Here is a 24,357-nt window from a genome sequence, read left to right as displayed (position 1 = left end):
TGTGGTGTTCGCTTACACTAGCTTAGATGCTAGCTAATACTTTTCTCAATGAATTGTTGATTATCGTCGCATTATCTTCATGGCTATACTTAATATATTTATGCTTAAAAAGTGAATTGATATTCATCATAAATACTTTTATATTGTTATGCAATTAAATTGAATAATTATTTTGGATTTTTTTATGTCTTTGCCGTCATTTATCTCTATGTACCAACAACTCATTGCAGCCCCCTCTATTAGTGCAATAGAAGATGAGCTTTGTATGAGTAATAAAGGGGTAATAGAGTTGCTAGCACGTTGGTGCGAAAGTTTAGGTTTTACTTGCGAAATTATAGAGTTAGAAGGTGGAAAAGGCCGATACAACTTACTTGCAAAGCGAGGGCAAGGCGATGGCGGCTTAATGCTTGCTGGCCATACAGACACCGTACCGTTTGACGATAGCCGCTGGAACCACGACCCATTTAAACTCACTGAACATAATAATAACTTATATGGGTTAGGTAGTATTGATATGAAAGGCTTTTTTGCTTTTGTATTACAAGCTATTAGTGAGCTTGATATAAAACAGCAAACACAACCTATTTTAATACTCGCCACTGCCGATGAAGAAACCACCATGGCGGGAGCGCAGCAAATTTGTAAGCATCCTAATTTAAAACCTGCGCGTTGTATTATTGGTGAACCTACTGATATGACTCCTGTATTTACTCACAAAGGACATATGAGCACGGCTATAAGAGTGATTGGCCGCTCAGGTCATAGTTCCGATCCCGAACGTGGTCTTAACGCCATCGAAGTCATGCATAAAGTGATTACAAAATTGCTGATCTTAAAAGAGCAGTTAAAGAATAAATATTCAGCTGAACATTTTGAAATACCTTACCCTACCTTAAATTTAGGTAATATTCATGGTGGCGACAACGCAAATCGAATTTGTGGCTGCTGCGAAATGCATATAGACATGCGCCCGCTCCCAGGGTTAAGCATTAAAGACTTACAAGCCTTACTTATTGATGCCACCAGCGATATAAACGCGCAATACCCAAGCGCAGTGAGCGTAATTGATTTACACGAGCCCATTCCAGCTTTTAGTGGCAGCACTGATAGCGCACTCGTTAAAATGGCAGAAAAAATTGCAGGAGAAAAAGCCGTTGCAGTAAATTATTGCACAGAAGCTCCGTTTATTCAGCAACTTGGCTGTGAAACAATAGTCATGGGGCCAGGCTCAATTAATCAAGCCCACCAACCTGATGAATTTTTAGCAATGGAGAAAATAAACCCATCGCAAAAAATTATAACTGACATTATTAGGGCAAACTGCTTTAACGCTTAAAAAGAAGACTGTATTAAAACTCACAGCAAAAATAACAAAGGCGCCCATTGGCGCCTTTGTTTTAGTTTATACCTAGGCGTTACTGCATATACTTACTTAAGTACTTTTTAAATACAGGGTCTGTTTTAGCAAGCTCTTTTTGCTCAGCTAAAATCTCTTTTAATATAACACCCGATGTGAGCGGATTAGCCAATACCACTCTAAATACCACCGTCGGCTGATTATCGTACTTTGAAGGGGTTAAGCGAGTACGCGATACAAACGAGCGCCCTGATTCACGTTGGCGTTTTTGCATACTGGCAGTAAAGCGATTGAGCGACGCGAAAATTTCTAACCGTGTTGCGGCATCTGCTTGGGCTATGGCTTGTTTAATTTGTTTAGGCACATAGCGGTATGTAAGCAAACACAGCTCAGGCTCTGAAATCAGCTCAAAGTCTTCATCGGCTTTAATTAAATCAGCAAAGTAATGTGCTTTTTTGATACTACGATCAATAAGCATTTCGTAGCCTTTGCGGCCAATAACGCGTAAGCAAGCATGTACTAACATAGCCATACCTGGGCGGCTGCCTTCGAGTGTATGGCTTCCTAAATCTTTTGAACCTTTACGTAATATGTACTCTGCATGGTGCTCTATTGCATCCGTAGCAGTTGGGTCTTTAAACAGCACTAAACCCGCGCCCATTGGCACATACATTTGTTTGTGTGCATCAATGGTAATCGAATCTGCGCGCTCAATTCCTTTTAATAATGGGCGATGCGTTTGCGATAAAAGCGTTGCCCCACCCCACGCTGCATCAACGTGAAAATGGCAGTTTATTTGCTGTGCTAAATCGGCCATATCATCAAGAGGGTCGATATTACCGGTCTCGGTTGTGCCAGCAACCCCTACAATCGCCATAACTTTTATGCCTTGCGATTCAAGCTCTAAGGCTTTTTCGCGCATGGCATTCACATCAACCTTGTTATTTTCGCAGGTTTTTACACCAATTAAATTTTCACGGCCGATGCCTAGTAAGTCAATTGATTTACCTAAAGAGTAATGCCCTCGCTCCGACACTAAAACGGCCAGCCCTTTGTAGCCATAATGCAGCATACCGGCAACGAGCCCTTGAGCGGCTATGCCTTTAAAGCTGCCATCGGGTTTTAATAAACGGTTACGCGCAATCCACAATGCCGTTATGTTTGCAACTGTACCACCGGAACAAAAAGCACCGAGTGATGTTTTAGCACTGTGCATCCATTTAGAATAAAACGATTCATCTTGTGAGTAAGCTAAATGATGCATCATGCCTAGCACTTGGCGCTCTAGAGGCGTAAATGCTTTTGAGGTTTCTATTTTTACTAGGTTTTGATTAAGCCCCACCATCAATTTTGAAAGCGGTAGTAAAAAATGCGGAAGAGCCGATGTCATATGCCCAATAAAGCTAGGCGCAGCCGTGTGTACCGAATGGGCAACTAGCTGCTCCATAATATCTTGGGCGTAAGCAGATACAAACGTTGGGTTTTCTGGGATCACCGCAGCCTGAAAATCTTTTTCAATTTCGTGTAATGGTTTTTCAATTGCCGCTATATTTTCGTTTAAAAACCCTGCTAAATTACTCGAAATTTCAAGCTCAATTTTGCTTAAAGTTGAGTCTGGCGCTTCAGGTACAGTAAATATACGCTTAAGGCTTTCTTTAGAGGCGACGGCACAACGCTTTTGATCCATCTTTATACCTAGTGTGTGTGTAGCTAAAACACGCGTTTAACAGTTAAAAATGCCAAACTATGGCGCTATTATAAGTAGCGTGCTTCTTTTAAAAATTGCGCTAACTTTACTGCAATATAAGTAAAATGTCTCCCTTTAAGCCATAAAAGCGACTAAACGGATGACAAATATTGTAAAAAAATTTCAATAATAGGATTTTATTAAAAAGTCACATTTTAGTTTTGGGCAAATTGCATTTATGCGTATACTTAATATGTGTAACAATAAGGGACAAGTATGCTCACAGGGAAATTAAAAGGGAAGTGGTTTATAGCTGGCTTTACATTGTTTTTGGTCAGTTTATTAGTCTATGTTTATTACACCTATAGCTCAGCGCGTAGCGAAATAATGCACGCTGTCGATGAGCGCCTTCTAAATGCCGCCACCAGCGTAAAACATATTTTAGGGCAAAGTTACCACGATAGAATTAGCCAAGGTTACGATATTGGTTTTTCGGTTTACCAAACTAAAAGCAAACAACTCTCAGAGCTTGCACAAGCGCTTGATATAGCTTACGTCTATTCGATGATCATGCGCGATAACAAAGTTTACTTTACCTCATCCAGCTACACCAAAGACGATCAAGAAAACGCACGTGTTACGCAATTTCTTGATTTATACCCAGAGGCCACCGACATTAACAGGGGCGCGTTTTATTCTACCGAGCCTGTTTTTGAGCAATCGAGCGACCAATGGGGTGATTTTAAAACTGTTTTTATTCCCTTTGTAGATAAATATGGTACCACCTACATTACGGGTGCCGACATAACCTTAGATGATTTAAATAAAAAGCTTCAATACAGTGTCACTAAAGCCATAATAACGGCGTGTTTTTTCTTTTTTATTGCGGTACTGGTTGCAGCTATTTATATATATTTGTTAAAGCGTACCCTAGCAACAGATGCCAGTACGGGCTTTGCCAATCATATTGCGCTTGAGTACTTTATCAAAAAGAGTAATTCACACCACATGCAACTTGCCATTATTTGGGTGAACGAAATTGAAGATATTAATAGCTTTTATGGCACTCAAGTTGGCGACAACGTAATGAAAAGCTTGCTCAGTCATTATCAAAGTCGCAGCCCGCAAAGCTGTAAGGTGTATCGCCTTGCTACTAATAAAATTGCCGTGCTTACCCCTAAAAGCTTTAAAAGCAGCGAACTGAGCGATTTAGTTGAGTCGTATAACGCAAACAGCCCGGTATTAACAAACCCATTTATTTATATAACTTACTGCGCAGGTATCGCCAGTGGTAATAAATCACTACTGATTGAAAACGCGCACATTGCAACGCTTCAGGCTAAACATGGGCGCGGTAAGGTTGTTAGCTACTCAAAAGTAATGAGCGATGTAAAAAACCAGTATCAATACAATGTAAGCCTTGCCAAAGAGGTTCAAGAAGCATTTGATAACAACCGCATAGTGCCTTATTTTCAAGCTATGTTTAACACCACCAATAATGAAGTTGTACATTACGAATGCTTAGCCAGAATGGTGACTAAAAATGGCGAAATTTTAAAACCCGACTCATTTTTAAATGTAGTGAGCCGCTCAAGAATGGGCGGACTACTAACGCGCACGCTATTTAGCCAATGTATAGAGCGGTTTAGAAAAACAGATATATGCTGGAGCTTAAATATAAGCGATAAAGATATACTCGACCCTAGTTTGAGTGAATACATTGCTAGCGAGCTTAAGCGCTACCCGCACCCAGAAAACATAACGCTTGGCCTTTTAGAGTCACACGCTATTACTAATTTTTTAGAGGTTAAAACGTTTATTTCTATGGTAAAAACCAAAGGGGTGAATGTCATTATTACTGGTTTTGGTAGTGGTTATTCAAATATTTCGAATGCGCTAAAGCTTGAAGTAAACGGTATAAAACTCGACGCCGCATTAGTAAAACAAGCAGTAAGTGATGAAAATATAGCCTTATTTATTGAGCATACAGTTCATGCTGCAAAGCAACTTGGTTTAACGCTCATGGCAGAGTCGGTAGAAAATGTAAGTATTGAAAATGCGCTTAAAAATGTAGATGTGGCGCTGATGCAAGGCAATTACTTTGCTTACCCAGCACCACATGTTAACTCATCTAGCCAAGAGGAAGTGGCCGTTTAAAGGTCTATCACTAAACGATGGCTTTGTTGGCCGCTGGCCCAGTATTTACGCTCAAACGGAGTAATCGCTTCGTTTGACTCATACAGCGTTACCTCACACGGGTGTCCCGTTAGCTCAAGCGCTCTGGCAAACTCTTTTACATAAATATCCCAGTTGCTGCGCACCTCTAAACGACCGCCTAGCTTAACAATAAACGGAAAAATAGCCGCGCCGTGCCACCTACGCTGGATATGCTTAGATTTAGGCCATGGGTTAGGATAAAGCAAATAATGATGAGTAGGCTGCCAATTAGCAGCCACAGCTAAACGCCAAAAGTCATTTAAGTCAGCTTGTACCAAAATGTACTGGCCGCTGTCTGTTTGTTTATATTCAACATCGTGCTTATCTAAGCGGTGTGACGATTTATCAATACCAATAATTAATGCATCTGGGTGGCGCTTAGCTAAATTAGCCGAGCTCTCCCCTACTCCACAACATGAGTCTATAATAAGCGGTCCATTAAAAGCTTGAACCTGCTCATTGACTTCATCAAACGCTTGTTGAGTGTGCTCAGCAATAGGCTTTTTAAACTCTGCGTTTAAATGCTTGTTAACGATTTCATCAAGCTTTTCGTGTATACCCGCCTGATTAGATACAATACTGCGTGAATTTGCATCGCTCATTAATGTCTAAGCCCCACACCTTTTTTAATTAACGTTAGCGCTAAAGTAAATAGCACCGTAATAAATACTAATATAACGCCAAGCGCGACACTTAAATCAACATCCGACACGCCTAAAAAGCCATAACGAAACGCATTAACCATATAAATAATTGGGTTTATCTGCGATACATTTTGCCAAAACTCTGGCAGTAGCGTAATTGAATAAAATACGCCACCTAAGTATGTTAGTGGCGTTAAAATAAAGGTTGGGATAATACTAATATCGTCAAAACTATTGGCGTAAATAGCGTTAATTAAACCACCTAGTGCAAACACCGCTGAGGTTAAAATTACCGTCGCCATAATTACAAATATATTGTGTATTTGAATATCAACAAACAATAGCGATACACAGGTAACAATAAAGCCCACCATCATGCCGCGGGTCATACCGCCGCCCATATAACCAAGTACAATTATGTAATTAGGCACAGGCGCAACCAATAGCTCTTCAATACTTTTTTGAAACTTGGTTGAATAAAAACTAGAAGCAACATTAGAATATGAGTTGGTAATAACCGACATCATTATTAGCCCCGGAACAATAAATTCCATATAGCTAAAACCACCCATTTCACCAATACGTGAGCCAATTAAATTACCAAAAATAACAAAGTATAAACTCATCGTAATCGCCGGCGGTACTAAGGTTTGCACCCAAATACGTAAAAAACGAATACACTCTTTAATCCATAAACTCTTCAAGGCTACGCCATATTTAAACATTTATTCGCCCCGCCCTTGCTCTAGTAATCCTACAAATAACTCTTCTAATCTGTTTGCTTTATTACGCATACTCAAAACAGTGTTGCCTTGCTCGGTTAGCGCACTGAAAACTGCATTTAAGCCTTGAGATTTAGCCACTTCAACTTCTATGGTGTGCTCATCAGGCATGCTAAATGAGTACCCCTCAAGGGTGACTGGCTGTGCTGGCTGTTTTAAATCAAGCACAAAGGTTTCTTTATCAAGCTTAGCTAGTAATGCTTTTATAGTGGTGTTTTCAACAATACGGCCAGTATCAATAATGGCGATGTTTTTACATAAAAGCTCAGCTTCTTCAAGGTAATGCGTGGTTAAAATAATCGTTACGCCTTGCTCATTAATTTGGCGTAAAAAGTCCCACATTGAGCGGCGCAGCTCTATATCAACCCCTGCTGTGGGCTCATCTAATATTAGTAGCTTTGGCTCATGCATTAATGCACGGGCAATCATTAAACGGCGTTTCATACCCCCAGAAAGCGTACGTGCTTGCTTGTCTTTTTTTTCTAATAAGCCAAGCTGAGTTAAATATTTATCGGCACGCTTATGCGCTTCTGCGCGGGTAACACCGTAGTAGCCTGCTTGATTTACCAATATTTGGCCAAGCGTTTCAAACTGACTAAAGTTAAACTCTTGTGGCACAAGGCCTAAATGCGCTTTAGCAGCTTCAAGGTCGGTATCGATGTTGTGACCAAACACTTCCACCTTACCTTGTGTTTTATTCACCAAGGACGATATAACACCAATAGTGGTCGACTTACCGGCACCATTTGGGCCAAGCAAAGCAAAAAAGTCGCCTTCAAAAACTTGTAAATCAACACCTTTCACGGCCTCTACACCGTTTTTATAAACCTTGGTCAGGCCTTCTATATTTAAAGCAACATTTTGCTTATTCATTATTTACCCTCACCATAACCCCAACGTTTAGTTAGGTTATGTTCAATGTTTAAATGATCTAAAATTCGCGCCACCATAAAATCAACTAAGTCTTCAATACGTTGTGGCTTATGATAAAAACCAGGCGCAGCGGGCATAATAGTGACCCCTAAACGCGCAAGCTTTAACATATTCTCAAGGTGAATTTCGCTAAAGGGAGTTTCGCGTGGCACTAAAATTAACTGCCCTCGCTCTTTAATAACAACATCGGCTGCACGCTCGAGTAGGTTATCTGATGCTCCGAGCGCAATAGCAGATACAGACCCTGCACTGCACGGGCATACTACCATTTTTTTAGGCGCTGCAGAGCCTGAAGCTACAGGACTAAACCAGTTATCTTTACCAAATACTTTTAACTGCTCTGGCTTGGCATTAAATAAAGCACTTAACTGCTCGGTTGCTTTATCTTCATTAGCTGAGAGTTTAATGTTTGACTCTGTATCAAGCACCACGCGCGCAGCACTTGATATAAGTACATACACTTGAAATTGCTGCGCGATTAATACTTCAAGCAATCTTAAACCGTAAGGCGCGCCTGAAGCACCACTAAACGCCAGTGTAATTTTATCTTTAAACTGCACATTATTCTCCGCTGTATTTTTTAGCTAAACCATCAACTAAGTGTTGATGTAAGCCATTAAAACCGCCATTGCTCATAATTAATATGTGCTGATTTGGCATTATATTTTCAAGCACAGTGCCAATAATCATTTGCGTACTATTAAAACACTGCATACCGGCATTATCGGCTTGCGATTTAAGAGACCAATTTAGGTTATCGGGCTCAAATAACAGCACGTCATCGGCATCACTTAACGAAGCAAGTAGCGTATGTTGGTGCACACCCATCTTCATGGTGTTTGAGCGAGGCTCTAAAATAGCAATAATTTTTTCATCACCCACTTTTGCACGTAACCCCGCAAGCGTGGTTTTAATGGCTGTTGGGTGGTGCGCAAAATCGTCGTACACTTTAATGTTATTTATATCGGCTTTAAGCTCCATACGCCGTTTAGGGCTAATAAACTCTTCAAGCGCTGCAATGCTATGCTCAACGGCTATACCTACATGGCGCGCTGCCGCGATAGCCATAATGGCATTTTTAACATTATGTTCGCCTATTGCCTGCCAATTAACTGTGCCTTGAAGCTCATTGTTTAAAAGCACATTAAATTGGCTACCATCAGCGCTTAGCAAGTCATAATGCCAATCACCATTTAGGGTTTCACTTTCGCTCCAGAGCCCTTGCTTAATAACATCATCAAGTGCGACATCGTCTTTTGGCCAAATTACCTTGCCAGTATGAGGTAATGTACGCATTAAGTGATGAAATTGTTTTTTTATTGCGTTTAAATCGTCAAAAATATCGGCGTGGTCAAACTCAAGGTTATTTAAAATGAGCGTACGTGGTAAGTAATGCACAAATTTACTGCGCTTATCAAAAAAAGCGGTATCGTATTCATCCGCTTCTATTACAAAAAACGGGGTTTCGCCCACTTTCGCTGACACACCAAAGTTTTGAACTATGCCACCAATTAAAAACCCGGGTTTTAAACCTGCATACTCTAAAATCCACGCCAGCATGCTTGCTGTGGTGGTTTTGCCATGTGTGCCTGCCACCGCAAGTACCCAAGCATTTTGCAATAGGTTATGTTTAAGCCACTCTGGCCCCGATGTATACGGCAAGCCCTTATCTAACACATACTCTACGCAGGGGTTGCCTCGGCTCATGGCATTACCAATAACCACCATGTCTGGCTTTGGCTCTAACTGTTTTACGTCGTAACCTTGGGTTAGCTCAATGCCCAGCTGCTCAAGTTGAGTGCTCATTGGCGGGTAAACATTTTGATCAGAGCCGGTTACTTTATGGCCAAGCGATTTAGCAATAGCCGCTATACCGCCCATAAAGGTGCCGCAAATGCCTAATATATGAATATGCATAACTTTTAAATCCTTTCGTACTTCGCACGTCTGTGAAGTTTAATGGCGCTATAATGCCAAATTTTAGGCTTCGTGACTATGCACGTCTCGTCAATTCACTGATGCTAAAACAGCGTTGATAAAATAAAAAAGCCCTCTTACCTAAGTAAGAGGGCTTGCTGGTAATAAGCTAAATTACAGCGTTAAAAATACAATTAAGCCAACGCCAAGTAAAAGTCTGTAAATTACAAACGGCAGCATACCCATTCGTTCTATCACTTTTAAAAACATGAAAATACAGGCGTACGCCGATAAAAACGAAAGGACTACACCTAAAATTAATGTGCTCCAATCAACCACATGATCGCCTAAAGCCAGCTCTATTGTGTAGTAAAGGCCCATCATAGAAATAATAGGTATAGCGAGTAAAAACGAAAAACGCGCTGCGCTTTGTTTATTCATGCCCAGCAATAAACCCGCTGTCATGGTAATGCCAGAGCGAGAGGTACCTGGGATCATAGCCACCGCTTGAGCAAAGCCAATAAGCAGCGCTGTTTTCCAGTTAAGCTGATAAATTGTTTTCATTTGCTTACCTTTGGCATCGGCGTACCAAAGTAATAAACCAAAAATAATAGTCGTAGCAGCTATAACCCAGGCACTGCGCAGGTACAGCTCAACAACGTCTTTTAGCAATAAGCCTAATAACGCAGCAGGTACAGTGCCCAGTATAATCCACCAGCCAAGTTTACTGTCCTCGGTGGTGCCTTGAGCGCCAAACGATTTAAACCAGGCGCTAAGAATATCAGCCACTTCTTTACGAAAATATATAACAACCGCTATTAACGTACCAACATGCACAGCCACATCAAAAGCAAGGCCTTGGTCTTCCCATCCCAAAATTTGCGAAGGTAAAATTAAGTGAGCTGAGCTCGAAATAGGTAAAAACTCAGTAAATCCTTGTATCAGGGCTAAAATAATTATTTCTAAAATACTCATGGGTTAGAAAACTCCACCTTCCATAGTTTTTGTTGAGGGTTGTTATACGCACTCCATAGCGCAGCAATGGTTTGCTTAGCAACGGGGTGATAAAAATTGGGGGCGACTTCACAAAGAGGCTGAAGTACAAAAGCGTTTTTGGTAATTTCATCGCGAGGTAATTGTGCAGGCGAATCGCAAACAACGTCATCGTAAAAGAGCAGATCTAAATCTAATGTACGGGGGCTAAATTTTTTATCATCCGCTTTACGCCCGTTATCACGCTCTATTTGTTTTAATAACTTACATACACGCTCAAGCGGCATTGATGTGGTAGCAGCCACCACCGAGTTATAAAAGTTATTTCCTTTAAACCCTACAGCTTCGCTTTCAAAAACAGATGAATGCACAATATTTGTAAAGTGTTGCTCAAGTGCATCAAGCGCACAGCGAATATAATGCGCTTTATTTATATTTGAGCCTAAGCTGATATAAATTTGCGCCATTTAGCTCATAGCCTTTGTGCGTGTTATTTCTACACCTACGGTGTTTGCTTGCGCTACAGCGGCCGGTTTGCTCACTCTAATTGTTACTTGTGGTGTATTAAATTCGGTTAATATAATAGTTGCTAGTTGCTCTACTAAGGTTTCAAGTAACTCAACCGGCTTAGCCGTAGTGTGCTCAATCACTCGCTCGCTTACTTTTGCATAATCCAGTGCTAAATTAATGTCATCATTTGCTGCTGCAGGCTTTATATCGCTGAGCATTTCAATATCAAAATAAAGGCTTTGTTTACTTTCTTTTTCAAAGTCGTACACTCCAATAATTGTGTCGACGTGTAGTTGAGATATAAAAACCTTATCCATTGATACTCCAAATAACTATAAACACTCTCTAAGCACACAATGCATTGATAAAATTAATACTGTATATGCTTTAAGCAGTGTTTAAATATGTAAAAATTACTTCTACAATAGCCAAATAGCTAGATTAACTGCAAAATACAGCAGTTAATAATTTTCACGATAAATTGTGCCGCCAATAATAGCGTAAAAGTGCTATCGATGGGTATAGCAATTAAAAAATAAGGGACTTTGTGTTAGCCATTTTACTGTTTGTTTTAGCCTACTTATTAGGGTCGATTTCATCGGCTATATTAGTGTCTCGGCTATTCAAACTGCCAGACCCTCGCAGCAGCGGTTCAAATAACCCAGGTGCCACCAATGTGTATCGTTTAGGTGGAGCATTTCCTGCGTGCTTAGTATTAGTGTTTGATATTTTAAAAGGCACTATCCCCGTATGGGGGGCTTATTTTTTAGACCTAACGCCTTTAGCGCTTGGTTTGGTCGCCGTTGCCGCGTGCTTAGGGCATATGTACCCACTATTTTTTAGCTTTAAAGGCGGAAAAGCGGTAGCTACTGCATTTGGCTCTTTATTGCCGATTGGTTTATCGTTGGCGGGGCTATTAATAAGTACCTGGATTATTGTGGTTGCTATTACGCGCTTTTCTTCATTAGGCGCTTTGGTCACGGTGTCGCTTGCTCCACTGTATACGTGGTTGATTAAACCGCTTTACACCCTACCGGTAACCTTTATTACCGTGCTAATTATATTTCGTCATCGCACTAATATTATGCGCCTTTTTAAAGGTGAAGAACCAAAAGTGGGCGCCAAAAAAGCACCCACTAATGAAAAAAATCAATAATTATTGATGCTAAATCGCTTCTAAGCTGTCTATTGGCCAACGCGGTTTGGTTTTCATGTCGAGTGTGGCGAACTGGCCTGCTTTTAAACGCTGCATACCAGCATAGGCAATCATTGCGCCATTATCAGTACAAAACTCAGTACGTGGGTAGTAAACCTGTCCTTTCATCCCTTGCATAACACGCTCAAGCTGTAAGCGCAGCTGTGTATTTGCACTTACTCCGCCGGCAATCACTAAACGTTTTATCCCGGTTTGTTTTAGAGCACGCTTACACTTAATAACCAATGTATCAATCACTGCTGTTTGAAACGCATGGGCGATATCTGCTTTGGTTTGTGCGTCATCATCATTTTCGCGAATCGCTATAGAAGCTGCTGTTTTTAAGCCACTAAAGCTAAAATCAAGGCCTGGCTTATCCGTCATAGGGCGTGGAAAAACAAACCGTTTTGCAACACCTTGCTCAGCCATTTTAGCTAGTCGAGGGCCGCCTGGGTAATCAAGCCCTAGCAGTTTAGCTGTTTTATCAAATGCTTCACCTGCGGCATCATCAACAGATTCACCCAATACTTCGTACTGGCCTATACCGGCTACTTTTACCATCATGGTATGGCCGCCCGACACGAGCAAAGCAATAAAGGGAAACTCAGGCACGTTTTCTTCAAGCATAGGAGCAAGTAAATGCCCTTCCATATGATGCACGGCAACAGCTGGAATATCCCAACCATAGGCTAAAGAGCGTCCAATAGAGGTACCTACCAATAACGCCCCTACTAAACCAGGGCCTGCGGTGTATGCAATGCCATCTAAATCTTCAGGGCCACAACCGGCTTGAGCAAAAGCAGCGTCAATAAGTGGCAGGGTTTTACGAACGTGATCGCGCGATGCAAGCTCAGGTACAACACCGCCATAATCTGCATGTACTTTTACTTGGCTGTATAACTGGTGAGCCAATAAGCCTTTTTCATCATCGTAAATTGCAATACCGGTTTCATCACACGATGACTCAATGCCTAAAATTCGCACTTTACTTCTCCTGCCTTTATTTACTGCTTAACCGCACTGTGGTTAAGAGATTTACACACATATTTAAAACTATTTAATTTTATCATTCTCTAGCTAAGGTTTTTACTAAGTTCAACGTAATAAACGCTAAAAATTGCTAGAGAGCAATTAACCACAGTTAATTAATTACAACTATAACGCCAAACCAATATTGGTTTGTCCATCTGCAACGGCCTGCTTTTTAAGTGCCTTAACGTTTTCAGAAGTCACGCGGCCCATATTTTCTACAAAGTCGATTAGCTCACTCAAAACTTCAATTTCGTATTGCATTAATGGGTGTTCTCGTACGGCTTTATTGTCAGCTACTTCACCTTCAACCGTCATTTGGTATTCAATAAAACGCGCCACTGTTGCTTGCGATATTTTACTAACACTTATAAATTCTTGCTCGTCTTGCCCCATCAAGCCGTGCATTAGGCTCAAAAGCGACGTTGCAGCGTCTATTGCGGGGTAAGTACCAAACATATCAAAGTCGGCAAGTTCAGGTACATTTGGCTCAATTTTTTCTACTTGTTTTTCGAGATCTATTTTACTTTTTGGTAGTAATATTTTTTCCCAGCAAACATTTAACGCACTGCGTAATAAGGCTTCATCACCAAAACCGGTGGCTTCACTAAATAAACCATAATTAGGTAACATACGCTCAATTAAAGCACTTGCTAACACTGCTTTTTGTAAGTAGTTTAGCTCTCTAATACGTTGAAAGTTATTCGCTTTTGTCATTTCTTAACGTCTCACATGACCAACAAAAATCAAATGTTGATCCATTATGCTCATTACAGTTAGGGCATACCCAATCTGGAGCGGATTGTTTTACTTGTTGGTAGTTTACCAATATTTCGCGCGCGTGGCGCTCTTTTATCGAATAAACCTGCACACTTACTTGGGTTTGTTCAAAGGGGATTTCGCCTAAGGCGCCTTGAAGCATTTCACCTTGAATTTGGCACTCAATTCCCGCGCTTAATAACAGCCCTTTGATTATATTTGCCTCTAACGTGTTATCTGCTTTGTAGAGCGTTACCCACTGAAAAGCTTGCTGAGTATTATGAGTATTAATATTTTGCAATTATCACCTCAATTATTTTGTGTTTACAATATCCTACGATACTCTACTAAAGTGTATAGCAGGTAACTTTTTAGGATAAAACAATGACACTTACTACCCCAGGTTTACTTTTTCCAGCAATCTCACTGTTGCTGCTTGCTTACACAAACCGCTTTTTAGTACTAGCGCAATTAATCCGAGAATTAAATTCACGAGAAGGTGAGTCTATTCGCCCCGTTGTTGTGGCTCAAATAACAAACTTAAGAAAGCGCATTAAGCTAATACGTACCATGCAAGTGTATGGGGTGGCCTCTTTTTTATTGTGTACGCTATCAATGTTTGCCTTATTTATAGAATTTAACACCACAGGTATTATTTTGTTTGGGGTGAGCTTAGCGTGCTTAAGCCTTTCGTTATTAACATCGTTGTTTGAAATTCATATTTCGTGCGATGCCATAGAAATAGAGCTACAAAGTATTGAAGACAAACCCCTAAGTAACCGCATTACTAAAAACTTTACTAACAAAAGTAGTAAGCCTTAGCGGCTTACTTTTCTAAATTCTTAAACAAGAATAAAGCGATGGCATAACCTAAAACTATAAGCGTTTATGCCTCACTTCATTACAAATCACTACGTAGGATTTTCCTATAGCCTTTTTTCTGGCATACTTTTTTATTAATTAATGCTAAATTATGTCTAAAGTATTACTTTTAAAAGCATCAAAGCGCCTAAGTCATTGTATTTAGTCTTACTTGCTAACATAGCTTAGTTTTAAATAGAGTAATAAATCACTATAAATAAGCCTAATTGGTAATACTTTTAAATGCGTCTTCTCTTTAAATAATACTAAAAGAGGGATATGCTGAGGCAAATATGTCATAAATTTGCAAACACAGTTACATATTAGGCTTCGCTTTTTGAAAGCTCGAATCTAATATTATTGATGTTCGCGACACACGCGACTTACTTATAAAAAGGGACTATAAAGTGAGATTTGAACAGTTAGAACAATTTGTAGCGCTTGGTGTGTTACGCCACTTCAGACAAGCAGCCGAACAAACTCAAATTAGCACATCAGCGCTAACGCGCAGCATTCAAACCCTAGAAGACGAAATGGGGTACGAACTGGTGAAACGCTCAACACGTTCAGTAAAGTTAACACCCGAAGGCGAGCTATTTCTTGATTACGCCAAAAACACCCTTGCCGAACTTGAGCATACAAAAAAACGAATTTCTCAATCGGTTAACGGCAATACTGACGAAAAGTTAGTCATTGGCTATACCAACAAAGCCAGCAGTGTAGTGCCTATCTCATGCGGGCAATTTTTAGCACAATACCCCCATGTTAAAATAGAAATGCAATTGCAAGAGCAGCACGAACTTGCACGCAAACTGCAAGAGGGCGAAATTGATATCAGTGTTTATTCGCAGGCAATTAACAGCATCGGCAGCGACATACACCTGCCAGACCAACTGGTATTGTTTGTTTCTAAACACCATCCGTTAGCAAATAAAAGCGATATCAGCAAACACGATTTAGATAGCTACCCTATGTACGGCTGTTTTTCTCAGTCTAAACAAGTACAAAGCATGCTTAACGAAGCCATCGATATGCTCAATAAATCGGCTAGCATTAAGGTAGGCAGCATTGAGCAAGTAATGTCAGGGCTGGTTAAATCAGATCACTTTGCTATTGCAAGTATTGAACACGCGAGCACTCTTGCAGAGCACACAGAGCTTGTACAGCTAAAAACAAATAAAGACTTAAGTCACGAACAACTTGTTATACAAACAAGCCAACAAGCAGCAGTTGGCGAACACATTGACCATTTATTATCTCTTATCAAAAAAGCATCTACGACTATTACTTAAGCCAAGATAAAAAGAGCATACCGCATTGCCCTTAAACCTTTTAAGGGCAACCAATTTAGATAGCCCTTACTGATTTACTCTTCTTGTTACCAAAACCTGCAGCACAGCTGCTTAACCTAAAAAGCCCTTTTAGTTTTTATGCTTACGCGTTAGGTTTTTATTTGCTTAAGTAGCGGCGCACAAACCACTAGCTATTAAATTTTTTTAGGCTACACTGTCGCACCTTTTTTAATCAACAGACATAAATGAACACACTTTTTAGTTCTGATGTTTATTTAGATGCAATAGAAACCCATGGTTATGTTGTTATACCTAACGCACTTATTAGCGAGCTAGTAGAGAGTTTAGTCACCGATTGCCACCGTATTAACCCGCATTTTAGCGCTGCAGGTATTGGCCGTTTAAATGACTTACAAATAGATAAAACCATTCGTAAAGATAAAACCTATTGGTTTGATGGCAGCTCACAAGCACAGCTAACTTATCAAGCAATAATGGAAAGTATAAAAACCACACTTAATCGGCAGTTTTTTATGGGCTTATTTGATTATGAGTGCCACTACGCTAAATACACCCAAGGCGACTTTTATAAAAAGCATTTTGATGCATTTAAAGGGCGATCTAACCGCGTATTTACAACAATCCTTTATTTAAATACGCCCGAGCAAGGCGGCGAGCTTGTTATTTACAAGCCAAAAAGTAAGCAAGTAGAGATAATAATCAAACCCACCGCGGGGACACTCGTTATGTTTGAAAGCGAGCGTTTTGCGCACGAGGTATTACCTGCCATTAATGAGCGCTACTCTATTGCTGGCTGGTTTAGAAAAAACGCCTCAATAAGTGGAGTAATTGACCCGCCACGATAAAACCAACATAGCCACAACAACTAGTGGCTATGCTGAGGTTAAATTAATAGCGTTGAGATGAAATTAACGCGCAAATACAAATGACAAGAACAAGCCAACAAAAATAGCTAATCCAACATAGTGATTATTTAAAAACGCTTTAAAACATGCATCACGCGCACGTTTATGTATAAGCACTTGTTGATAAATAAGTAACCCAGCGGCAGTACATAAACCTGCAACAAACGCTAAGCCTAGCTGGTTAATTAAGCCAATAAGCGCCAACAACGCTATAAAATTAGCGTTTAATAAAAATATGATATGGCGGTCGTATTTACCAAATAAAATAGCAGTAGATTTAACCCCTATTTTTAAATCGTCATCTCTGTCGACCATGGCATACATAGTGTCGTACGCTACCGTCCAACAAATATTTGCAACAAATAACAGCCACGCCTGCAGCGGTAATGAGTCAATTGATGCCATATATGCCATAGGTATTGCCCAACCAAATGCAGCGCCTAAGACTACCTGCGGAAGGTGTGTATAGCGTTTCATAAACGGGTAGCAAAATGCCAGTGCCAACGCCCCAAATGACAATAAAATAGTGTTGAAGCTAAGTAGCAATACCAATACAAAAGCAATGGCTATCAGTAATATAAATAAACTCAGTGCTTCACCTGCACTTACTTGTCCTGTGGCCAAAGGCCGCCCTGCTGTACGCTTAACTGAGCCGTCTATTTTTCTATCTGCAAAATCGTTAATAACGCAGCCAGCACTGCGCATAACAATTACGCCTAAGGTAAATACAATAAAGTTAACTAGGCTTGGCATACCGGCGTTTGCAAGCCATAGAGCCCAATAAGTAGGCCACAGTAATAGTAATGAACCGATAGGTTTGTCAATGCGCATAAGCTGAATATAAAAAGGGCTATGCTGTAATTGCAAAGGGGCTAATTTCATGAGTACAAATAGGCTCCGGGTAAAAATACTTCGCACACTAAAAAGTGATAATCATTAATAGAAAACACACTACGACGACCTAATAAAGGGTGCGTAGTTAAGTTCAACTCTTTAACAAGTGACTGCAGCGCATGTTCAGAGTCAAAGCGCCCTATCTCAATATTACTTCGGGTAAGTTCAGGGTGCTGAAAAATAACATCACCTAAAGGGCGCGCGCCCATATTATGCAGTGTTGTTTGCGTTTGTGTACTGGGCAGCCAACTTTGGGCATACACCATGGGTGTATTGTCACACAATAAAAGCACCTCGCGATTAAGTGCTTTATTTGTATTTGAGCCAAGTAGTTGTTGCTGTGCATCGCTTAGGGTAAAAGTTTGCTCATTAAGCACTTTTACACTAAAAGTTTGTGCATTACTTTTTAATTTAGCGGTTAATGAATGTGGCTCAAATAGCCACTCTTGCTCTAACGCAGATAAGTTATTTACCAAAGAAGCACATTGCCAATTGGCAGATATAGAAAGCGGAAATGTAATCACAATAGCTCAATAAAATAAAAACCGAGACGATGATAACATTGCCAAAGCATTTGAAAAAGTGATGTTTTACTGCCGATAAATAATTGCAGGAGCTGTTTATTAGGCGCTATTAAGTATAAACTATTTGTATTAAGAAAATGGAAACACACTAAAGATGAAAAAAATAGTATACGCAGGTTTTTTAGCACTGATCCTAAACTGTTTTAGCTTCTCGGCAAAAGCGGAATCGACAGTGGGCTATTTTGGTTTTGAGCCAGACATTATTACCAATTACATAGGCGCCTCAAGTAAAAAAATGGGCTATGTACGCGTGACTATAGATTTAATGCTTAGCAATAATACAGATATTGCTATTGTAGAGCACCATACTCCGCTTTTACGCGATGCGTTAGTAGAAATACTATCTAAAGAACCTGAAGAAAAAATAAAGTCGCTTACTGGGCGTGAAGAAATTAGAGCAAAGTGTGCCGAAAAATTAAAAAGCCTGTTAAAAGAAGAAACAGGCCAAGAGATTATTCGTGAAGTATTATTTACTAAGTATTTATACCACTAAGCTTACGCTTTTTTAGCATTAAATAAATTAGCGGTTACGGCATAAGCCATGCCGCTTAAAAGCCCACCTAAATGCGCCCAATTAGCCATACCAACAAACAACACATCAGCAAAACCGAGTACCAGCCAAATTAACATAAAGCCAATAATGGCAGTGCTTACTAGCGCAGGTTGCTTAGGATTTAAATAGCTGTGAATCCAACAAAAACCCAATAAACCATACACAACGCCACTTAAGCCACCAAAGTTAGGCCCCACAATTAAAAACTGAGCCCAGTTACTAATAAGTGCAGTAACCACAAATAGCCCTACTAAACTCAGCTTGCCGCATTGCTTTTCAATATTATCACCTAACGACATCCACCAAATTAAGTTAAATACAATGTGCATTGCGCTAAAATGAACAAGTGCCGGCGTTAACCAGTTCAGTGGTTGGCTCGGGTTAAACTGCAAAGCAGTGTATATTTGCTCAAAGCCACCCAATAAAAATGCAAAGTAAATAGCAACGCTTACAATACTTACGGTTTTATTTAGCCAGCTTAGTGCTTTAAAGCGCGCCACTAAATTAAGCGATTGTCCTTGATACGTTAAGCCAGATTGCGTACTGCCCACATCCCAAGAAGCTTGTTGATAACGCTCATGATTGGGGTTTTGTACAAATTCAGCCCACAAAGGTTGCACTTGATGAAAGTGCTCGCCCGCAACACAAATAATAACATTACTGCCATCAGCACTGCGCAGTTGCCCTTCTAAGCCTTGGCTTTTTAAATAATCTATAAAGCCCTGTGCGGCACGAGGATTATTTAAACTACCTAGCTCAATCATCGTTCCACTTTCTCGCTGTAAGCCGCTTCCCAAGCTGTAAAGCCACCATCCATGCTATATACATCTTCAAAGCCCTGCTCTACTAAATAACTAGCCGCACCTTGTGAGCTCATGCCGTGGTAGCAAACAATAATAATAGGCTGATCGAACTCTTTTTCCATCATAAACTGAGCTATATTGGCATTTGAAAGCGCTTCAGAGCCAGGAATATGCCCTGCTTGGTACGAATTAGGATCGCGTATATCTGCGATCACTACATCTTCTTTATCAAGTAGTTCGTGCGTTTGTGCTATAGATATATGTTTAAATGCCATTGAAATCTCTTTTAAAAATATAATAAAAAGGCGGCTAAAGCCGCCTCTGTATGCAAACTTTAAACTATTCCCAGTTTAAAATTACTTTACCAGATTGACCTGAAATCATCATATCAAAGCCAGCTTGGAAGTCATCTACCGAATATTGATGCGTAATAATAGGGTCTAAATTAAGGCCTGATTGAATCAAGCTTGCCATTTTGTACCACGTTTCGAACATCTCGCGACCATATATACCTTTGATCACTAAGCCTTTAAATATAACTTTATTCCAATCTACGGCCATATCTGATGGTGGAATACCCAACATGGCAATTTTGCCACCATGGTTCATGTTATTTAACATAGAATTAAAGGCGCTTGGCACACCTGACATTTCAAGGCCAATATCAAAACCTTCAGTCATACCTAGCTCATTCATTACATCTTCAAGCTTATCATTCGCAACGTTTACGGCACGTGTAGCGCCCATTTTACGCGCAAGCTCTAAACGGTATTCGTTAACATCGGTAATCACAACATGGCGAGCACCCACATGCTTAGCAACGGCTGCCGCCATAATACCAATTGGCCCAGCCCCTGTAATAAGCACATCTTCGCCCACTAAATCAAACGATAAAGCGGTGTGCACAGCATTACCAAACGGGTCAAAAATAGACGCAAGCTCGTCAGAAATATTGTCAGGAATTTTAAACGCATTAAAGGCCGGAATAACTAAATATTCTGCAAATGCGCCTTCGCGATTAACACCTACACCCGTTGTATTTCGGCACAAATGCACACGACCAGCACGACAGTTACGACAATGCCCACACGTAATATGTCCCTCGCCAGATACGCGGTCACCTACTGCAAAGCCACGTACTTCTTGGCCCATATCAACCACTTCACCCACGTACTCATGGCCTACAACCATAGGGGTTGGAATGGTTTTTTGTGACCACTCATCCCATTTATAAATATGAACGTCGGTGCCACAAATCGCGGTTTTACGAATTTTAATAAGTAGATCGTTATGACCTACTTCAGGCTTGGGTACGTCGGTCATCCAGATGCCGGTTTCGGCTTTTAATTTTGATAAGGCTTTCATAGTTAACACTCAACTAAAAAACCGAAGCAATACTTCGGTTTATAAAAAATTAAATAACGCCCATTTCTTTACCAATACGGGTAAAGGCAGCAATTGCGGTGTCTAGTTGTTCAATACTGTGCGCAGCTGAAATTTGTGTACGAATACGCGCTTGGCCTTTTGGCACAACAGGGAACGAAAAGCCGGTTACATAAATGCCTTCAGCGAGTAGCTTGTCTGCCATTAATGAAGCAACTTTAGCATCGCCAAGCATTACAGGAATAATGGCATGATCTTTACCCGCACACGTAAAGCCTGCAGCTTCCATTTGCTCACGGAAATATTTAGCATTTGACCAAAGTTTAGCGCGTAACTCGCCACCATTTTCAAGCATTTCGAGTACTTTAATTGACGCAGTTACAATTGAAGGCGCTAATGAATTTGAGAATAAGTAAGGGCGCGAACGCTGACGTAGCCATTCAACAATTTCTTTTTTACCTGATGTATAACCGCCTGATGCACCGCCCAGCGCTTTACCTAGCGTGCCGGTAATAATATCTACACGGTCAAGCACATTACAGTACTCAGGCGTACCTTTACCGTTTTCGCCAACAAAGCCTACCGCATGTGAGTCATCAACCATCACTAATGCATCATACTTATCGGCAAGGTCACACACAGCTTCAAGGTTACAAATTACGCCATCCATAGAAAACACGCCATCGGTGGCAATTAATTTTGTTTTAGCGCCCGCTTCATCAGCTGCAATAAGTTGCTTTTCAAGATCCTCCATATCGTTATTAGCATAACGAAAACGCTTAGCTTTACATAAGCGTACGCCATCAATAATTGATGCGTGATTTAGAGAGTCAGAAATAATAGCATCTTCAGCGCCTAAAATAGTTTCAAATAGGCCCGTGTTAGCATCAAAACAAGACGAGTATAAAATTGTATCTTCGGTTTCTAAAAACGCACTAATTTTTTGCTCTAGTGTTTTATGAATATCCTGCGTGCCGCAAATGAAACGCACTGAAGCAACACCAAAGCCATGGTCATCTAAACCACCTTGCGCTGCTTTAATTAGCTCAGGGCTATTTGCTAAGCCTAAGTAATTGTTAGCACAAAAATTAATAACTTTATCGCCAGATGCAACTTCTATTTGAGCTTGTTGCTGCGAGGTAATAATACGCTCACTTTTATACAAACCTTGCGCTTTAACGTCTTCAATTTGCTCTTGTAGTTGGCTAAAAAAAGCAGATGCTCTCATCTGTAGTCTCCAATTAAATGAACGGGTAAACAACAACATTAAAGCCACTGTTTATTTTGGGGTGTATTGTAAAAGTTTAACAAGTAAAATGCACTGTTTGCAGCTCGTCGCTAATACAGGTAATGGCAGCAATACTTAACACTTTAGTTGCGAAAATATAAACGCACTTTATACCTAGTAGTGTGCTGGTAAATCGTTAATAGAGTCAATCACTAAATCGGCGTATTGTTTAGCGGTTTCGTCAAATTGTTGACCAGAGCGAACTAGCACTCGCGTGCTAATAGCTGCTTTTTGTGCCGCTTGCATATCGCTCAGTTTATCACCCACCATAACACTGCTCGAAGGGTCAATATTATGCTCTTGCATAGCTTGTAACAGCATACCTGGAGCTGGCTTTCTGCACTGGCACTGTTTTAAATATTGCGCCATCGCTTTTTTGGGATGGTGCGGGCAAAAATACACATCTGTAATTTTAATATTGTGCTTACTAAATTGTGTTTTCATCCACTGAGTTAAAGCTAAAAAGTCATCTTCAGTGTAGTAACCTCGCCCTATTCCCGATTGATTAGTCACTATGATAATTTTATAACCTGCATCATAAAATGCTTTACAGGTACTAAACACACCGTCTATAAATTCAAATTTTTCACTTCGATACACATAGCCATGATCAATATTTACCACGCCATCTCGGTCTAAAAAAAGTGCTTTGTTTTTTTCTGTTACACTCATTTTATAGACTCTCTTTGTACCACATGATCAAACATAGCTTTAACACTGTCTACGGTTATTTGGCTCATAAGGTCATCTCCCTTAACGCGCGTACCCCAAGGCAATTGTTGAGCTGTTTTACCCGTTTGCTTTAGCAGATTTTGATGATACACCTCAACTACGTAGTCTTGATATAAATAAGGGCCTGTACGTGCAGGATTAGAATGCGCATATAAACCAATAACCGGCGTACCTACCGTTACCGCCATATGTGCAGGGCCGGTATCGGGGGCTAAAACTAAATCAGCGCGCTTAAGCACACATAACAGCTCTTTAAGTTTTGTTTTACCTACTAAGTTTAAAATAGTGCAGTGACTGTGTTTTATAATTTGATTAGCTAAATTAATCTCAAGCTCAGTTGGGCCGCCCGTTAGTACTACGTTAAAGCCCTGCTCATGCGCGTAATCAGCAAGGGCAGCGTAGCGCTCTGGCAACCAGTTTCGCTGTGCTTTACTGGCCGCTGGCGATATTACCAATAACTTATTTGCCAAATGCGCAGGCCCTAATAGCTCATCTGCTTTGTTCTCATCCGCTAAGGTATAAGGCATATCCCAGGTAGGTGAATAGTCTTTAACTCCAATGGCACCCGCAAAGCCTTTAAACCCCTCTAGCACATGCGCTTCTTTTTGTGGGGCTATTCGTTTATTTATAAACAAGCTATGTAATTCTTTTGAACGTGCCCAATCAAAGCCTATTTTTACTTTAGCCGGAATACAGCGTGCAACAAAGCCAGCTCTTAATGCGACTTGCATATTAAGTAGCACATCAAACTGCTGCCCTTTAAAAGAATGTGCTAACTTTTTAAGTGCATCCTTACCTTGTTTTTTATCAAAAACCACCAGCTCAACTCCAGGTAAATCGGCAAGTAACATGGCTTCTATTTTACCCATTACCCACGTTATTTTTGCATTGGGGTGTGCTTTTTGAATGGCTTGTACAGCACTAACGGCATGACACACATCACCAATGGCAGAGAGTCTTAAAATACAAATTGAGGAGTAATTAGGCACTTGAGTCACGCGTTCCACTTTGGCTTTAA

The 24,357-nt window shown here is 40.5% G+C and carries 27 protein-coding genes; 7 read left to right on the top strand and 20 right to left on the bottom strand.

The features are described 5' to 3' along the window. The first annotated feature begins 184 nt into the window (after nt 1-184). Nucleotides 185-1,336, top strand: a complete 1,152-nt coding sequence (argE, locus tag OIZ54_RS10685; RefSeq protein WP_264390380.1) for an acetylornithine deacetylase — start codon at nt 185-187, stop codon at nt 1,334-1,336. A 79-nt stretch (nt 1,337-1,415) separates the two neighbouring features. Here argE and panP read toward each other — a convergent pair whose 3' ends face one another. After that, entirely contained in the window at nt 1,416-3,044 is a 1,629-nt protein-coding gene (panP, locus tag OIZ54_RS10680) for a pyridoxal-dependent aspartate 1-decarboxylase PanP (protein WP_004588537.1), read from the bottom strand. A 276-nt stretch (nt 3,045-3,320) separates the two neighbouring features. On the opposite strand from panP, the gene OIZ54_RS10675 reads away from it, so the two are divergent. Beyond that, nucleotides 3,321-5,201, top strand: coding sequence for an EAL domain-containing protein (locus tag OIZ54_RS10675; protein ID WP_413680505.1), 1,881 nt, complete (start codon nt 3,321-3,323; stop codon nt 5,199-5,201). Here OIZ54_RS10675 and trmB read toward each other — a convergent pair. The 8 genes from trmB to folB form a co-directional block, all read right to left on the bottom strand. After that, on the bottom strand, nt 5,198-5,863 hold the full coding sequence (gene trmB, locus OIZ54_RS10670) for a tRNA (guanine(46)-N(7))-methyltransferase TrmB (RefSeq protein ID WP_054983169.1): 666 nt from the start codon (nt 5,861-5,863) through the stop codon (nt 5,198-5,200). The genes OIZ54_RS10675 and trmB overlap by 4 nt on opposite strands. Beyond that, a complete protein-coding gene (locus OIZ54_RS10665) occupies nt 5,863-6,630 on the bottom strand; it encodes an ABC transporter permease (protein ID WP_004588540.1) in 768 nt (255 codons plus the stop codon). The genes trmB and OIZ54_RS10665 overlap by 1 nt, the downstream gene beginning before the upstream one ends. Next, the gene (locus tag OIZ54_RS10660; RefSeq protein WP_004588541.1) at nt 6,631-7,560 is read right to left on the bottom strand and encodes an ABC transporter ATP-binding protein; all 930 of its coding nucleotides are present in this window, start codon (nt 7,558-7,560) and stop codon (nt 6,631-6,633) included. Then, complete coding sequence (locus tag OIZ54_RS10655; protein ID WP_264390379.1) at nt 7,560-8,180, bottom strand: flavin prenyltransferase UbiX; 621 nt, start codon at nt 8,178-8,180, stop codon at nt 7,560-7,562. The genes OIZ54_RS10660 and OIZ54_RS10655 overlap by 1 nt, the downstream gene beginning before the upstream one ends. 1 nt (nt 8,181) lies before the next feature. Then, the gene (gene mpl / locus OIZ54_RS10650; protein ID WP_264390378.1) at nt 8,182-9,537 is read right to left on the bottom strand and encodes a UDP-N-acetylmuramate:L-alanyl-gamma-D-glutamyl-meso-diaminopimelate ligase; all 1,356 of its coding nucleotides are present in this window, start codon (nt 9,535-9,537) and stop codon (nt 8,182-8,184) included. A 174-nt stretch (nt 9,538-9,711) separates the two neighbouring features. Further along, nucleotides 9,712-10,512, bottom strand: coding sequence for an undecaprenyl-diphosphate phosphatase (locus OIZ54_RS10645; protein WP_264390377.1), 801 nt, complete (start codon nt 10,510-10,512; stop codon nt 9,712-9,714). Next, complete coding sequence (folK, locus tag OIZ54_RS10640; RefSeq protein WP_121637082.1) at nt 10,509-10,997, bottom strand: 2-amino-4-hydroxy-6-hydroxymethyldihydropteridine diphosphokinase; 489 nt, start codon at nt 10,995-10,997, stop codon at nt 10,509-10,511. Before folK ends, OIZ54_RS10645 begins: the two co-directional genes overlap by 4 nt. Then, nucleotides 10,998-11,357, bottom strand: a complete 360-nt coding sequence (gene folB / locus OIZ54_RS10635) for a dihydroneopterin aldolase (RefSeq protein ID WP_004588546.1) — start codon at nt 11,355-11,357, stop codon at nt 10,998-11,000. A gap of 230 nt (nt 11,358-11,587) precedes the next feature. Between folB and plsY the strand changes: the two genes are divergently transcribed. Further along, nucleotides 11,588-12,196 carry a glycerol-3-phosphate 1-O-acyltransferase PlsY gene (gene plsY, locus OIZ54_RS10630; RefSeq protein ID WP_138578361.1) on the top strand — a complete coding sequence of 203 codons (609 nt, stop codon included), beginning with the start codon at nt 11,588-11,590 and terminating at the stop codon, nt 12,194-12,196. A gap of 9 nt (nt 12,197-12,205) precedes the next feature. Here plsY and tsaD read toward each other — a convergent pair whose 3' ends face one another. From tsaD to OIZ54_RS10615, 3 genes are all read right to left on the bottom strand, one after another. Continuing rightward, entirely contained in the window at nt 12,206-13,219 is a 1,014-nt protein-coding gene (gene tsaD, locus OIZ54_RS10625; protein ID WP_054983164.1) for a tRNA (adenosine(37)-N6)-threonylcarbamoyltransferase complex transferase subunit TsaD, read from the bottom strand. 171 nt (nt 13,220-13,390) lie between these two features. After that, a complete protein-coding gene (locus tag OIZ54_RS10620; RefSeq protein WP_004588549.1) occupies nt 13,391-13,981 on the bottom strand; it encodes a YjaG family protein in 591 nt (196 codons plus the stop codon). Beyond that, nucleotides 13,965-14,324 carry a DUF2007 domain-containing protein gene (locus tag OIZ54_RS10615; RefSeq protein WP_264390376.1) on the bottom strand — a complete coding sequence of 120 codons (360 nt, stop codon included), beginning with the start codon at nt 14,322-14,324 and terminating at the stop codon, nt 13,965-13,967. Before OIZ54_RS10615 ends, OIZ54_RS10620 begins: the two co-directional genes overlap by 17 nt. An 83-nt stretch (nt 14,325-14,407) precedes the next feature. Here OIZ54_RS10615 and OIZ54_RS10610 point away from each other — a divergent pair, with 83 nt between their 5' ends. The 3 genes from OIZ54_RS10610 (at nt 14,408) to OIZ54_RS10600 (ending at nt 17,042) form a co-directional block, all read left to right on the top strand. Next, nucleotides 14,408-14,845: a DUF2721 domain-containing protein gene (locus OIZ54_RS10610; protein WP_029773572.1), complete on the top strand. Its 438-nt coding sequence runs from the start codon at nt 14,408-14,410 to the stop codon at nt 14,843-14,845. Between the two features lie 446 nt (nt 14,846-15,291). After that, the gene (locus tag OIZ54_RS10605) at nt 15,292-16,176 is read left to right on the top strand and encodes a LysR family transcriptional regulator (RefSeq protein ID WP_004588552.1); all 885 of its coding nucleotides are present in this window, start codon (nt 15,292-15,294) and stop codon (nt 16,174-16,176) included. Between the two features lie 245 nt (nt 16,177-16,421). After that, the gene (locus OIZ54_RS10600) at nt 16,422-17,042 is read left to right on the top strand and encodes a 2OG-Fe(II) oxygenase (RefSeq protein ID WP_264390375.1); all 621 of its coding nucleotides are present in this window, start codon (nt 16,422-16,424) and stop codon (nt 17,040-17,042) included. 63 nt (nt 17,043-17,105) lie between these two features. Here the strand turns inward: OIZ54_RS10600 and ubiA are convergent, their stop codons facing one another. Together ubiA and OIZ54_RS10590 are read right to left on the bottom strand one after the other, a co-directional pair. After that, nucleotides 17,106-17,984 (bottom strand): 4-hydroxybenzoate octaprenyltransferase, encoded by an 879-nt coding sequence (ubiA, locus tag OIZ54_RS10595; RefSeq protein ID WP_264390374.1) that lies wholly within the window; start codon nt 17,982-17,984, stop codon nt 17,106-17,108. Continuing rightward, entirely contained in the window at nt 17,981-18,520 is a 540-nt protein-coding gene (locus OIZ54_RS10590) for a chorismate--pyruvate lyase family protein (RefSeq protein ID WP_264390373.1), read from the bottom strand. The genes ubiA and OIZ54_RS10590 overlap by 4 nt, the downstream gene beginning before the upstream one ends. A 154-nt stretch (nt 18,521-18,674) precedes the next feature. On the opposite strand from OIZ54_RS10590, the gene OIZ54_RS10585 reads away from it, so the two are divergent. Next, entirely contained in the window at nt 18,675-19,073 is a 399-nt protein-coding gene (locus tag OIZ54_RS10585) for a flagellar basal body-associated protein FliL (RefSeq protein WP_138578367.1), read from the top strand. A 2-nt stretch (nt 19,074-19,075) separates the two neighbouring features. Here the strand turns inward: OIZ54_RS10585 and glpG are convergent, their stop codons facing one another. The 6 genes from glpG to OIZ54_RS10555 all read right to left on the bottom strand — a co-directional run bounded on the left by glpG (nt 19,076) and on the right by OIZ54_RS10555 (nt 24,337). Further along, nucleotides 19,076-19,897 (bottom strand): rhomboid family intramembrane serine protease GlpG, encoded by an 822-nt coding sequence (glpG, locus tag OIZ54_RS10580; RefSeq protein ID WP_004588557.1) that lies wholly within the window; start codon nt 19,895-19,897, stop codon nt 19,076-19,078. Continuing rightward, nucleotides 19,894-20,211, bottom strand: coding sequence for a thiosulfate sulfurtransferase GlpE (gene glpE, locus OIZ54_RS10575; RefSeq protein WP_004588558.1), 318 nt, complete (start codon nt 20,209-20,211; stop codon nt 19,894-19,896). The genes glpG and glpE overlap by 4 nt, the downstream gene beginning before the upstream one ends. Before the next feature lie 64 nt (nt 20,212-20,275). Further along, nucleotides 20,276-21,301, bottom strand: a complete 1,026-nt coding sequence (tdh, locus tag OIZ54_RS10570) for an L-threonine 3-dehydrogenase (protein WP_004588559.1) — start codon at nt 21,299-21,301, stop codon at nt 20,276-20,278. Nucleotides 21,302-21,350: 49 nt separating this feature from the next. Further along, entirely contained in the window at nt 21,351-22,547 is a 1,197-nt protein-coding gene (locus OIZ54_RS10565) for a glycine C-acetyltransferase (RefSeq protein WP_024034359.1), read from the bottom strand. A gap of 174 nt (nt 22,548-22,721) precedes the next feature. Then, the gene (gmhB, locus tag OIZ54_RS10560; RefSeq protein WP_264390372.1) at nt 22,722-23,279 is read right to left on the bottom strand and encodes a D-glycero-beta-D-manno-heptose 1,7-bisphosphate 7-phosphatase; all 558 of its coding nucleotides are present in this window, start codon (nt 23,277-23,279) and stop codon (nt 22,722-22,724) included. Next, a complete protein-coding gene (locus tag OIZ54_RS10555) occupies nt 23,276-24,337 on the bottom strand; it encodes a glycosyltransferase family 9 protein (protein WP_264390371.1) in 1,062 nt (353 codons plus the stop codon). The genes gmhB and OIZ54_RS10555 overlap by 4 nt, the downstream gene beginning before the upstream one ends. Nucleotides 24,338-24,357 lie beyond the last annotated feature (20 nt).

The sequence above is a fragment of the Pseudoalteromonas sp. A3 genome (assembly GCF_025942345.1).
Taxonomy (GTDB): domain Bacteria; phylum Pseudomonadota; class Gammaproteobacteria; order Enterobacterales; family Alteromonadaceae; genus Pseudoalteromonas; species Pseudoalteromonas atlantica.
The sequence above is the reverse complement of the archived record's forward strand: the minus strand, read 5'-3'. Positions and strand labels throughout refer to the sequence as shown.